This window comes from Chitinophaga sedimenti, from assembly GCF_023156195.1.
Lineage (GTDB): Bacteria > Bacteroidota > Bacteroidia > Chitinophagales > Chitinophagaceae > Chitinophaga > Chitinophaga sedimenti.
Window position 1 is genome coordinate 6061734 of sequence record NZ_JAKUKA010000001.1, and the last position, 12823, is coordinate 6074556.

Here is a 12823-nt window from a genome sequence, read left to right on the forward strand (position 1 = left end):
GGCTGGGGAAAAATCATTTTATTTGCAGATCATTTAAACGGGTAGTGATCCGGAAAGTGTAAAAATATTGAGATAAAATCGATAAACCATGATGATTGCAGATTACCCCGTAAAATCGACAGTAATGGAAGAAGCGTTAACGAAGATTAAAGTAACCAGGACGACACAGAGCCGCGTTGGTGAGGTGGATTTTAACAACCTGGTTTTCGGTAAAAAGTACGCCGACCACATGCTGGTGGCTGATTTCGACGGGAAGGAGTGGCATAATGCAGAGATTTTGCCTTTCGGACATATTTCTGTTAGTCCGTCTAATGCCGCCTGGCACTACGGGCAGGCCATTTTTGAGGGCATCAAGGCTTACAAAGACCAGGAAGGTAATCCGATGATCTTCCGCCCTTATGATAATTATAACCGCTTTAATATATCTGCCGACAGGATGGGAATGCCCGACGTACCCGAGTGGCTGTTTATTGGCGGGATGTCTATGCTCATTGACCTGGACCGCGACTGGGTACCTGCCAACGAAGGCTGTTCGTTCTACCTGCGTCCGTTCATGATCGCCGCAGATGAGTTCATTGGTGTACGACCTTCCGATACTTACCGCTTTATGATCATCAACAGTCCTTCGGGCCCGTACTTCAACAAACCTATTCACCTGCTGGTGCAGGATAAATATATACGTGCGTTCCCGGGCGGGGTAGGGTATGCCAAAGCGGCCGGTAACTATGGCGGCACCATGCAGCCGACCATGCAGGCCCGTAAACAGGGCTACGACCAGATTCTTTGGGTGGATGGCTATGAGCACAAATACCTGCAGGAGTGTGGTACCATGAACGTATTTACCATTATCGGCAACACCGCCATTACCCCCGACCTGACCCAGGGTACTATCCTCGCCGGTGTCACCCGCGCCAGTGTCATGGACATCCTGGCGGACATGGGGCTGACCGTGGAGGAGCGCCCGATTTCCATCGAGGAAGTGGTGGCTGCTTACGAGGCAGGCACCCTGCGCGAGGTATTCGGCACCGGTACGGCGTCGAGCGTTGCGTACGTGGAAAAACTGGATTACAAGGACAAGAGCATTCGCCTCGACACTACGAAATATGATGTGGGCAGCGAGGTGATCAGGCGATTGGATGCGATACGCACAGGTAAAGCCGAAGATACCCGGAAGTGGAATTTCCATGTTCCCCGGCATTTCTAGGTCTTCCTTTAATATATAACCAAGCCCGCAGGTAATGCCTGCGGGCTTTTTTACGCTCCTAATATAAGCGTCCGCTGCCATTCCTGTATCTATATAATATATAACACGGCGATGCGGTTAATTTTCGCTATATTAGCTATAACTCGATGACGTTCAAGTCTTCGGTTTGTTTCGGGGCATTGCCCTGTCACAATTTAGTTGTTATGTGTTTTAGCTATACAAAGGTCGGGCTGCAATGCCCGGCCTTGTTTTTTATATTAAAAATCAGAACTTTCCTATCTTTCGCCCATGACTTTACCAGAATTTATCGCATCTTTGCAATCCGCTGAACCACCGTACGGCTTAACGCCGGCTTTGACCGCCATGTGGTGGGACGGAAAAGGGGACTGGGATGCGGCGCACGACATCGCGCAGGAAATAACAGGCAGTACAGGGTCTTACATACATGCCTACCTGCACCGAAAAGAGGGTGACCCGGGCAATGCAGCCTACTGGTACGCCAGGGCCGGCCGGAAGATTCCCAAAAGCAGTCTGGACGAGGAGTGGAACGACATTGTAATGGAATTGCTGCGAAGCTGAGCCTGATGCCAACGACCCCTGACAGAAAAAAAAAAATATCGAACAATTTTGTAATTATAAACATATAGTCTTACCTTTGCCCTCCCAAAATCCCTATATGGGGAATTTGGAAGTAATTGTAAACAGACTGAAAAAAACATAGGTAAGAATGCCTACTATACAACAATTAGTAAGAAAAGGAAGAGAAATTATCCGGGCCAAATCCAAATCCAGAGCGTTGGATAGCTGCCCTCAGCGTCGTGGTGTATGTACCCGTGTGTACACAACCACGCCTAAGAAGCCTAACTCCGCACTGCGTAAGGTGGCCAAGGTTCGTTTGACCAACAAAATCGAGGTGATTGCTTATATCCCCGGTGAAGGTCACAACCTGCAGGAGCACTCTATCGTACTGATCCGTGGTGGTAGGGTAAAAGACCTTCCGGGTGTACGTTACCACATCGTACGTGGTTCCCTGGATACTGCCGGTGTAAAAGACCGTAAGCAGAGCCGTTCCAAATATGGTACTAAGAGGGAAAAGGCAAAAAAATAATTAATAATAACTAGTTGAAATTTTTCAATAAATGAGAAAGCAAGCTGCGAAAAAATTACCGCTGGCTCCAGATCCTAAATTTGGCGACAAACAGGTAACCCGTTTCGTGAACAACATCATGGAGCAGGGCAAAAAAGCATCGCCTACAGAATTTTCTACGATGCAATTGACCGCGTTAGCCAAATTACTAACGAAAATGGTTACGAAATTTGGAAAAGAGCGTTAGTGAACGTAACTCCCGCTGTTGAAGTTAGAAGCCGTCGTATCGGTGGTGCAACTTTCCAGATTCCTGCCGAGGTTCGTGCTGATAGAAAAATTTCTCTGTCTATGAAATGGTTGATCCGTTTCGCTGGCGAAAGAAATGGTAAGAGCATGGCTGAGAAACTGGCGAACGAGATCGTAGCTGCAAGCAAAGGTGAAGGTGCCGCTTTCAAAAAGAAAGAAGATACTCACCGTATGGCTGAGGCGAACAAAGCCTTCTCTCACTTCAGGGTATAGTAGAAAGGACGCAAGTCCTACAGCATATAATTATGGCAAACGTTTCCGATTGGAAGCGTTTGCCTTTTTATTTGGGCCGTCCAGGTAATCGCTTCTTCAGCCGCCGGGTTTCTTCATTGCCACTGAATTACATGCTTATCCTCACCCGGATAAAAAGCAGAAGCCCGCTGGAAAGCGGGCTTCGCTAAGTTACAACCATAATTAAACGTCGAAACCGTACTGCATTTAGTGCCGTGCAGTACCTATACTTAGATCATTATTTCACGTTTACCAGCACTTTGATCTTCCCTTCACCAGTCGTCAGCTCCTGCAAAGCCTTGCCGATCACCTGGCCGGGTTTCACCTTGTTGATATCGGCCTTCATCGCATAACCCGGTTTGCTGGAAGTAACCAGCAGGTCGCCGCGTTTGATCGCGCCACCTTCCAGGCAAACTTTCGTCGGGATTACACCTACCACGCCCATAGGCGCTTTATCGTCGATGTTGGTATCAATGTTCTCTTCTGTTAACAGTACACCTGGTTTAGTAGCATAAACGCCAGCTACGAGGGTTGAGTAAGCCTCGGCTGATTTTTCAACCATCCTGTCGGTAGTGGTGGAAATTACCAGTACGTCGCCGGGTTCGTAGGCGGAGATATGACCTTCTACGTCGAAGGCTTCCGCAACGTCAGCGCCACTGTTCTGGGTGCCACCGTTGAAGAAACCCATACCCGTTTTGTTGATGCGTGCCACATTTACACCAGCGTTCTGGAGAACGGCAAGATTACCACCTGAGCCTGTATGGTTTACTAACAAAGCATTGCCTGTACCGGCATTATTAACCTGCACTACCGGCTGGCCGTTACTGACATTAAAATTCGCGAAACGGGCAGCTTTACCTGTACCAAAGTTGGGAATCCAGCCAAAGATCGCATTACCGTTTCCGTCACAGGTAGCTTCTACACCATCCCCGTTACCGCCTGCATTGGCTGTGATGCCATTACCATTACCATCCGCGAGTGCTATTAACGCCGGACCGTTACCGGCTGCGTTAGAAGCGTGAAACAGGCCTGCATATCCACCTGTTCCGGATGATACGCCATAGATGCCAGCCGTACCGAAGTTGGCGAACTGGGAGTTTACTTCACCTTTTACAGCGGGTGATGTTCCTGTAACACGGTCTACGATAAAGTTACCTGCAATGCCATTGCCGATCGTTTTCACGTTGATTACGCCGGTCGTGTTATCTTCATTAAAGTTCTCGAAACGGGCCGCACGACCTGTGGCAAAGGAGGGCACCCAGGCATACAGCGCATTGCCTGCCCCGTCGATGTTGGCTTCTACAGCGTTACCATTTTTGCTGGCGTTGGCGGTAATGGCATTGCCGTTTCCGTCCGCAATAGCTACCAGTGCCGGGCCGTTACCTGACGGGTTCGACTGGTGGAACAAACCCGCAAAACCGCCGGTACCGGAAGACACGCCGAAAATACCCGCCGCACCGAAGTTGCCGAAAATGGTTTTCACTTCCGAACGTACCCCCGCAGCAACGCTATTGGTATTGTCTACCAGGAAGGATGCGGCATTACCCTGCGTGTTGTCCGGGATATTACCATTGCTATTGGTTTCTACTTCAAAGGTGTTCACTTCGTTGTTCTGGTTTGCGTTCAGGAAACGACCCGCTCGGCCGGTGCTGCCGTTGATACCTACCTGTCCGAATACACCAATACCGGAACCGCTGGTGCTGGTGGCAATAAAGCCTCTTACACCATAACCGCCGCCATCGTTACGGCCTACTACCGCACCGGCAATATCAGAAGTAGTGCGGCCCACGATGGCTTCACCTGCTCCGTTGTTGTCGCCAACGATGCCTGCACTGGTTTGCTGGCTGGTAATACCATGCACGCCAAATCCCGCGCCGGCCGACGACAGCACACCTGCGCCGTTGCCGGTTGTGCTAACGTTCACCACTGTTCCATTACCCACGCTGTTCACGACTAAAGCGTTGTTATTGTTGGCGTTGTTGAAGATGGAAATACTGGCGGGAATGCCGTTCACGCTTGTAGCCGTAAGACCGGTCCCGCTGTTGCTGTTCGCATAAACGCCCGTACCATTGGCACTTGAGTTACCATATACACCCAGGCCGTTCGGTGTTACGCCGTATACGCCCCAGCCGCTGCCAGCCTGCGATCCCCAAACACCGATGCCCAGACCGCCCGTGCCGTTGTTGATACCACGTACTGCGGAGGAGAAACCACCCGGGGCCGTGCTGTTCACAATGCCTCGTACCGCCGCAATGCTGGACGTAGTGGTATTATTAACACCTTCAATAGAAGTACCGTCGCCATCGTTGGTGATGGAGAACAGCGTGGATGGATTGTTCTCTGTTTTAATGAAGGGGAGAACAAGTCCTGCGGAAAGCGTGGAAGGTACCCAGTTGGTACCGTTGTATTTCAGTACCTGGTCCAGCACAGGCGCCGCAGCACCTACTTCTATACCGCGAATTTTAGCTACAGTTGGATTGGGGTAGTTGCCGCTCAGGTCACCGCCTGCAGCAGCTGCGTTCATGTCACCTACAGGACCTTGAGGACCGGCAGGGCCAACGGGACCAACCGGGCCAACAGGGCCGGCAGGACCAACAGGGCCTGCGGCGCCAGTAGCGCCAATCGGGCCTACAGGGCCACCGGGACCAACAGGGCCCACAGCGCCGGTAGCGCCAACCGGGCCGGCGGGGCCAACGGGGCCGGTAGCACCAACAGGACCGGCAGGACCTACAGGACCAACAGGGCCGGGGTTACCGGATGCTGCATACAATGCGAAAGGTACGCTCATTAACTGGCTGGTGCCCAATTCTGTAAAAGCGCCACCGCCAATTGCTACTTCCACTTTCAGGTACTGGTTAGCGTTAGCCCAGGGAACGCCTGCATAGGTGCCGGTTACCGGTGTACCACGACCGATCTGCAGGCTGAAAAGGCCCAGCTGGTTGGTCGTTGTATTATGTGTTTCCCGGTATTGTACGGGGCCGTTGGCCGCGCCGCCTAATACAGAAAATCTTACTTGAACGGCCTGGTTGGAATACACGGTACCGTTGGCGTTGCGCGCTACTGCCTGGTAGTTCGTGCCCGTAAGGCCGCTTTGTGCGCTGGTGTATTTAGATGCCGGGAGAAGGCAAAAGAGGTAGAGTACTTTTTCATGGTGATGTTCGGTTTACGGTTGTTTTACGATTTTTTGTCCTTTGGCAGGCAGTTTGAAGCTGCTGGTTCGTCCACCCCCTGCGTAGGGATTTCCGGTTTTTTAAGCTCCTTATGCATCTGATCTACCTGCTCTTTGGTAGGAGCTACAGTGGCAGAGGATAATTTGTCCTCACCCTGACGTTTCGCAGCTATCTGCCTTTTGGGCGTAGTTTTCTGCGGATTGTAATTGGTGAAGATCTGCTGGCGGGTAGCCTGATGATTTTCAGGCGCCTTACGGGCGTTTTTCTCTTTATCCGCGTTCAGTTTCTGGATGTCTCTGTCGTAATCCGGGAACAGTACGTATTTAGTCGACTGGCGACCGTTCTGTTGTGCATGCACGCTCAGGGTGCCGAATGCGATCAGGCCCACGAGCAATAGTATCATTTTCATATCTCGGTTGTTTTTCAGGTTAGTAGGATTATTTTTCAGGAGAAAGAGTGTATAGTAAACTGAATTTTAGTGATTTGCGACGGAATTGACTGTTGTCGGTAGGCATCACGTAAGCCATATCAAACTGGAACATTTTGACCCTGGCCCCGATACCTGCCGCAAAATGCTGCCGGAATCCTTTGTTGGGATGTTCGCGGAAGTAGCCGGCCCGCACGAAGAACTGGTGCTGGTAGGCATATTCTATCCCGCCGGCGGCGGTAAACTCCCTTATTTCTTCCCTGAAACCATCCGGCGCGTCCCATAGTGAGCTGAACAATGCTGCGGCCACGCCCCTGTTGGGATCTTTACCTTTCGCGATTTCGCTGGTAGGCACGCCATTGTTGTCTTCCACGTAAATAGGCGGGGTGGGCACTAGCAGCTTATTCACTTCTGCCGCCAGCGTAAAGGTGTGCTCCGTGGTATGCACGAAACTGTACCCGCCGCCAATACGCAGGTTCATGGGCAAAAAGGTTTTGCGGTTCGCATCGTCGGTGTATTTCAGCTTGTTGCCAATATTGGTAAAGCTGACGCCCCAGCTGTAGCGGTTGCCAAAATCAATATGGTCCACATTGTTCTGGTAATACAGGCCGATGTCGCCCGCGCCTGCCTGCGCCGGTTTTTGCTGTAACCCATTAAAGGTGCCGTTACCGAGATCGCTCCGGATGTAACGCAGCGAAATGGCCAGGGCCAGGCGGTTGCCCAGTTTGCGGGCATAACTTGCGTCGACGGCAAACTCCTTGGGTTTGTACTGCTGCAGCACGGCGCCGTTATCGTCGCGGAAGGTTACGTCGCCATGGTGGAAGTATTTCATCGATAAGCCGATACCTTCTTTATCGTCGAAGTTTTTAAAGCCGGCTACATAGAACAGTGCCGTGTTGCCGCTGCCGTTGTTATTGAGTTCCCACATCCGGGGAGCGTAGGAGGCGCTTACGCCCCAATCGCCCGCAAACACGATTTTGGCCGCGTTGTGGAACAGGGCGTTGGCGTCCGGCTCTACGCCGGTAGGCGCATCGCCCATGCCGCTCGTACGTGCGTCGGGGTTAATTTGCAGAAACGACGCACCCACGCTCGGCGGTTTTTGCTCCTGCTTTTGCGCCAGTACATGCTCGCCGGCAAGCAGCGCACAACTACAAAGCGCTAAGGGTATAATGTACTTTTTCATAAACTTTGGTTTGAGAGGTTTACTGGACAATGAGTTTATCCATGAACACGTGGCCGCCTGCCTTGATCATTACCGTGTAAATGCCCGCTGCAAAGCGGTTTACCGGTACGGTCATTAGTACTTTGCCCGGCCCGTACTTACGTGTTTCCTGGTACACTACCTGTCCCGCCGTGTTGAATAGCTGCATGTTCACGTTGGCGTCTGTTAGCAGGTCAAACTGGATTTTGACGTTAGCAACGGCGGGGTTCGGAAAGATCATCGTATTGACGATGGGGTTCGCGCCCTGCCCCGGGTAGGGAATTACTTCCGGCTGATTAAATCCCTGGGTTAGCATGTCGCCGTTTGCGAGCGTTGTTACCGCGGTTTCGCCGATGGTGTATTCGAACAATACGTTGCCCACGGTGCCGCTACCGCCCGCCGTGCTGGTAACCTGCCGCACGAGAATCTGCGACCGGGCGGGCAGACTAAGCAACAGGGCAAAGGCTGCGAATAGAAGATACCTGGTAGAGGTTTTTTTCATGATGATTGAATTGATGGAATAACAATAGAGGTGTTCCCGTATGGGCATAACATAACCATTACGGATCCGGATGGTCCGCGTAAAAGCACGGTTATAAATGCTTGAAAAAGGGAGTTGTAGCTATAAGGGTGGAGCCTTACGCTGGTGTAATACGGTTAGTAGATCTGGTTTCATAATATACTTTGGTTTATGGTTGCAATGATTGATACAGTTACCGCGGGTAAGGGCATAGTTTGTCCATGCTCCCTTCGGGGAAAAAAAGGTTAAAAAGGGTGGCTGAAATCGAAAAGATTAAATACTCAAACTTCGCTGGTTACACAGGTGTACTCGACTGGCTTCACATCTCTGGGCTATACATACCTGGGGCTGCTCATGCTGCACGTTTCCTATATGGTAGTGACTACTAACTACCGGGAATAAAATTACTATTTTCGATAAATTACAACTATTTAGATTTGCGAACGGCGGTTTTTTTTTAATTCCCGGCTTTATTTTGACTTTTTCGGAGACATATGGCGGTATCTGGTCAATTTTGAGGGAGTATCAGGCTTTAAAAAGATGGCGGGGAATTAACATTTCGGCAAAGCGTACATACTTTATTTATTGTTAAAAATAGTTTACCTTTGCGCCCTGAATTGCATTATTTATAGCATTTAATTTTATGGCAGACTTAAGATTTCAACGAAACTTTGGTATTGCGGCGCACATCGATGCCGGTAAAACCACTACCACAGAGCGTATCCTGTATTACACAGGTAAAACCCACAAAATAGGTGAGGTTCACGAAGGTGCAGCTACCATGGACTGGATGGCGCAGGAGCAGGAGAGAGGTATTACCATCACATCCGCTGCGACTACCTGTTTCTGGAACTTCCCTACTTTGCAGGGTAAAGCTACGCCAGATAGCAAACAATATAAATTCAACATCATCGATACCCCTGGTCACGTGGACTTCACTGTAGAAGTAGAACGTTCCCTGCGTGTACTCGACGGTCTGGTTGCCCTGTTTTGCGCCGTATCCGGTGTAGAGCCTCAGTCTGAAACTGTTTGGCGCCAGGCTAACCGTTACCGCGTACCCCGTATCGGTTTCGTTAATAAAATGGACCGTTCCGGTGCAGACTTCCTGAACGTGGTAAAGCAGATCCGCGAAATGCTGGGTGCTAACCCCGTTCCCCTGACACTGCCTATCGGTGCGGAAGATACTTTCAAAGGTGTGGTTGACCTGATCACCATGAAAGGTATCATCTGGGACGAAGAAGGTAAAGGTGCAACTTACCAGGAGATCGACATCCCTGCCGACATGGTAGACGAAGCGAACGAATGGAGAGGTAAACTCGTTGAGGCAGTAGCTGACTACGACGATAAACTGCTCGAGAAATTCTTCGAAGATCCGAACTCTATCTCTGAAGCTGAGATCCATGAAGCGATCCGCAAAGCAACCATCGATATGGCGATCATCCCGATGATGTGCGGTTCTTCCTTCAAAAACAAAGGTGTTCAGAAAATGCTGGACGCGGTTTGCCGCTACCTGCCTTCTCCAATGGACATTGAGGCGGTATCTGGTACTAACCCCGACACTGGCGAAGAACTGGTGCGTAAACCGGATGCAAAAGAGCCATTCGCGGCCCTGGCGTTCAAAATCGCTACCGATCCTTTCGTAGGCCGTCTGGCGTTCTTCCGGGCTTATTCTGGCCGTCTGGACGCAGGTTCTTACGTACTGAACACCCGTACCGGTAAAAACGAGCGTATCAGCCGTATCATGCAGATGCACGCTAACAAGCAGAACCCTATCGATTTCATCGAAGCTGGTGATATCGGAGCTGCTGTTGGTTTTAAAGATATCAAAACAGGCGACACCCTGTGTGATGAGAAAAACCCGATCGTTCTTGAGTCTATGACCTTCCCTGAGCCGGTAATCGCTGTTGCGATCGAGCCTAAAACTCAGGCAGACGTAGATAAAATGGGTATGGCGATCGCTAAACTGGTAGAAGAAGATCCTACCCTGAAAGTTAAGACTGACGAGGAAACTGGTCAGACTGTACTGAGCGGTATGGGCGAGCTTCACGGAGATCATCATCGACCGTATGAAACGCGAGTTCAAAGTGGAAGTTAACCAGGGTAACCCCAGGTGGCTTACAAAGAAGCGTTCACCAACAAAGTTGAGCACCGCGAAGTGTTCAAAAAACAAACGGGTGGTCGCGGTAAATTCGCCGACATCCAGATCGAAATCGGACCCGCTGATGCTGAATGGCTGAAAGAAAACGATGGTAAACACTTCCAGTTTATCAACGATATCTTCGGTGGTTCCATCCCGAAAGAGTTCATCCCCGCTATTCAGAAAGGTTTTGAAGCCTCTATGAACCAGGGTGTACTGGCTAACTATCCGCTGGACAACCTGAAAGTGCGTCTGTTCGACGGTTCTTTCCACCAGGTTGACTCCGACGCCATGTCCTTCGAGCTTTGCGCTAAATCCGCATTCCGTGAGGCTGGCCGTAAAGCGAAACCAGTGCTGCTCGAGCCGATCATGAAAGTTGAAGTAACCACTCCTGACCAGTACATGGGTGACGTAACAGGTGACCTGAACCGTCGTCGTGGTATGCTCGAAGGTATGGAAGCGAAAAACAACGCACAGGTAATCAAAGCTAAAGTTCCGTTGAGCGAAATGTTCGGTTACGTAACGCAGCTGCGTTCCCTGTCTTCCGGTCGTGCAACTTCTATCATGGAGTTCTCTCACTACTCTCCTGCACCTAACAACATCGCCGAAGAGGTGATCGCGAAAGTGAAAGGCAAAGTGAAAGCCGACTAATTCCGACTGATCCAATTGGTCTATATAAAAGGCCCTGCTGTAAAGCGGGGCCTTTTCTTTTTTATGCTTATCAAGTAAGTACGAATTTATATTTTTATTTATATTTTGATATCTTTACCCCGGAAGCCTTTGTGTAACCCGGCGGATCAACGCCGAAAACCATCATCCTTAAAACCTTTTAGAGCACCTATGAAACGCTATGTTTTGCTTTCCCTGCTGGCTGTAGCCGGCTTCCTGTCTTGCGGCAAAGACGATGACAAAAAGACAATGTAAATGTGGGTAACCCCGACGCAGTAACGGCTGCGGCCAAAGTGTACTATGGTACTACCGTACAGGGCCAGCTGCCCGCGGTGACAGCCGGTGCGCCCGTCGTGGAGCTTTATACCGGCGACGCCGCCGCTTTTGCACTGGCAGGCGGTTTTATCGTACTCGAACCCAGCAGCACCGCCGGCGAAGCCGTGAAAGGTTACCTTGTACAGATCAACGGCGCAAAGTCTTATTTCAAAATTGATTATTCCCAAACCCGTGGCGCCCGCAGGGCACCAGCACCGGATTATTCAAAGAACAGGGCGCAAGCGATTCCCTGATCGTGGTGAAACTGCCGGAAAACATCACCAGCGGCGAATTGTGTGTGAACGTCGCCGCTTACAACGACGCCGGCCAGATCGGTAACGTAGTGAAGCGCTGTATAACCGTCACCAGAACGGCCAATGAAACAACCCTGAACGGCACTGGAACCGCAGCCGTTCCTATGACAAGGAAAAAAACAAATGGAGCGACCGTTACGACTCCAGCCGCGCGGAGTTAATGTGCAGCATCAACAAACTTGGCTGGTTGTGCGAGCCCGGCCTGAATTGCACGCCGGTAAATGTACTCACCGATCTGAAAATCGACTCCAGCTACATGGCTTTCAATGCCAATGGCAGCTTTGTATATGTAGAAAAACGCACCCTGCTAAACATCAACCTGGAAACATCCAGCTGTTCCGCATTCAAATACAATACATCCGTCGTAGAAGAGGACCCGAGCAACGCTTTTTGGGCGTACGACAAAGCATCTAAGCGTTTGATCCTCACGGATAATACCGCCGACGATAACGGTGCTTCCTTCGAATCTTATCAGCTGGAAATCGACGGAAAGAAATTTGTGATCACGTTCGAGAATGGTGATAAAGAGGAATATACTAAGAAATAGTTGGCTATCAGGCTAATGCGAAGGCTGCCCTTACCGGGGCAGCCTTTTTAACGTAATGGCAGAACTAATTATTAATTATCGTTATATATTTGTATATATAAACCTATTTATCTCCTATGAAAAAGTATGTATTTCTGTCTGTGCTCGCCATAGCCGGATGTTTATCCTGCGGTAAGGATGCAGCGAAGCCGCAGGTGGATCCCTCCGATGCAGTCTCACTGGCGAAGAGCGTAAAAGTTTATTACAGTGAGCGCATTACAGGAAAGGTTCCCGCTTACACCTACAGCGGTTTGTACCTCAATGACAACCAGTCTGATGTAATCGCTATTTCCGGTCGTTATGTGATCATTGACCCGCAGGTGTCCGCCAACGATGTGGGGGTACATGGTGCAGGTAGAAGGTGACACAACCGGTTATTTTAAGGTGGACTATAGCCGTACCCGCAACGCCCGGCTGGTGGTAGGGGAGAGTGGCCCATATAAAACCCAGGACGCTTCCTACCGCGATTCCGTGGTGATGATTAAACTGCCGGAAGGTATTAAGTCCGGTAATTTCACCCTGAATCTTACGGCTTATGGCAACGACGGCAGCGTGAGCAACACCGTTACCTACAACGTGCAGCTGATACAGCCGGCCGGACTATCAACGCTGAACGGTTCCCTGGAAAAAGACGGGTATTTCCGACGGTGTTGAAT

General features: G+C 50.4%; 13 protein-coding genes and 2 pseudogenes. 11 read left to right on the plus strand and 4 right to left on the minus strand.

Annotated elements, in window-relative coordinates; genetic code table 11:
• The first annotated feature begins 88 nt into the window (after nucleotides 1-88).
• The 4 genes and pseudogenes from MKQ70_RS34980 to rpsG all read left to right on the plus strand — a co-directional run bounded on the left by MKQ70_RS34980 (nucleotide 89) and on the right by rpsG (nucleotide 2810).
• On the plus strand, nucleotides 89-1204 hold the full coding sequence (locus MKQ70_RS34980) for a branched-chain amino acid aminotransferase (RefSeq protein WP_248080001.1): 1116 nt from the start codon (nucleotides 89-91) through the stop codon (nucleotides 1202-1204).
• Nucleotides 1205-1519: 315 nt separating this feature from the next.
• A complete protein-coding gene (locus MKQ70_RS34985) occupies nucleotides 1520-1783 on the plus strand; it encodes a hypothetical protein (RefSeq protein ID WP_248080003.1) in 264 nt (87 codons plus the stop codon).
• 148 nt (nucleotides 1784-1931) lie between these two features.
• Nucleotides 1932-2312: a 30S ribosomal protein S12 gene (rpsL, locus tag MKQ70_RS34990; protein WP_248080005.1), complete on the plus strand. Its 381-nt coding sequence runs from the start codon at nucleotides 1932-1934 to the stop codon at nucleotides 2310-2312.
• Nucleotides 2313-2343: 31 nt separating this feature from the next.
• A pseudogene (rpsG, locus tag MKQ70_RS34995) lies at nucleotides 2344-2810 on the plus strand (30S ribosomal protein S7).
• A 256-nt stretch (nucleotides 2811-3066) separates the two neighbouring features.
• Here rpsG and MKQ70_RS35000 read toward each other — a convergent pair.
• From MKQ70_RS35000 to MKQ70_RS35015, 4 genes and pseudogenes are all read right to left on the minus strand, one after another.
• Nucleotides 3067-5889 (minus strand): annotated as a pseudogene (locus tag MKQ70_RS35000) (beta strand repeat-containing protein); the annotation flags it as partial.
• A 113-nt stretch (nucleotides 5890-6002) separates the two neighbouring features.
• Entirely contained in the window at nucleotides 6003-6407 is a 405-nt protein-coding gene (locus MKQ70_RS35005; RefSeq protein WP_248080009.1) for a hypothetical protein, read from the minus strand.
• A gap of 28 nt (nucleotides 6408-6435) precedes the next feature.
• Nucleotides 6436-7608: a type IX secretion system outer membrane channel protein PorV gene (gene porV / locus MKQ70_RS35010; protein ID WP_248080011.1), complete on the minus strand. Its 1173-nt coding sequence runs from the start codon at nucleotides 7606-7608 to the stop codon at nucleotides 6436-6438.
• Between the two features lie 19 nt (nucleotides 7609-7627).
• On the minus strand, nucleotides 7628-8128 hold the full coding sequence (locus tag MKQ70_RS35015) for a T9SS type A sorting domain-containing protein (RefSeq protein ID WP_248080013.1): 501 nt from the start codon (nucleotides 8126-8128) through the stop codon (nucleotides 7628-7630).
• 661 nt (nucleotides 8129-8789) lie between these two features.
• Here MKQ70_RS35015 and fusA point away from each other — a divergent pair.
• The 7 genes from fusA to MKQ70_RS35045 all read left to right on the plus strand — a co-directional run bounded on the left by fusA (nucleotide 8790) and on the right by MKQ70_RS35045 (nucleotide 12821).
• Nucleotides 8790-10241 carry an elongation factor G gene (gene fusA, locus MKQ70_RS35020; protein ID WP_443657866.1) on the plus strand — a complete coding sequence of 484 codons (1452 nt, stop codon included), beginning with the start codon at nucleotides 8790-8792 and terminating at the stop codon, nucleotides 10239-10241.
• Between the two features lie 15 nt (nucleotides 10242-10256).
• On the plus strand, nucleotides 10257-10934 hold the full coding sequence (locus MKQ70_RS43565; RefSeq protein ID WP_443657867.1) for a translation factor GTPase family protein: 678 nt from the start codon (nucleotides 10257-10259) through the stop codon (nucleotides 10932-10934).
• Between the two features lie 275 nt (nucleotides 10935-11209).
• Entirely contained in the window at nucleotides 11210-11521 is a 312-nt protein-coding gene (locus MKQ70_RS35025; protein ID WP_248080015.1) for a hypothetical protein, read from the plus strand.
• Nucleotides 11522-11523: 2 nt separating this feature from the next.
• Complete coding sequence (locus MKQ70_RS35030; RefSeq protein ID WP_248080016.1) at nucleotides 11524-11742, plus strand: hypothetical protein; 219 nt, start codon at nucleotides 11524-11526, stop codon at nucleotides 11740-11742.
• A 26-nt stretch (nucleotides 11743-11768) separates the two neighbouring features.
• A complete protein-coding gene (locus MKQ70_RS35035; protein ID WP_248080018.1) occupies nucleotides 11769-12128 on the plus strand; it encodes a hypothetical protein in 360 nt (119 codons plus the stop codon).
• Between the two features lie 116 nt (nucleotides 12129-12244).
• On the plus strand, nucleotides 12245-12532 hold the full coding sequence (locus MKQ70_RS35040; RefSeq protein ID WP_248080020.1) for a hypothetical protein: 288 nt from the start codon (nucleotides 12245-12247) through the stop codon (nucleotides 12530-12532).
• Entirely contained in the window at nucleotides 12513-12821 is a 309-nt protein-coding gene (locus tag MKQ70_RS35045) for a hypothetical protein (RefSeq protein WP_248080022.1), read from the plus strand. The genes MKQ70_RS35040 and MKQ70_RS35045 overlap by 20 nt, the downstream gene beginning before the upstream one ends.
• Nucleotides 12822-12823 lie beyond the last annotated feature (2 nt).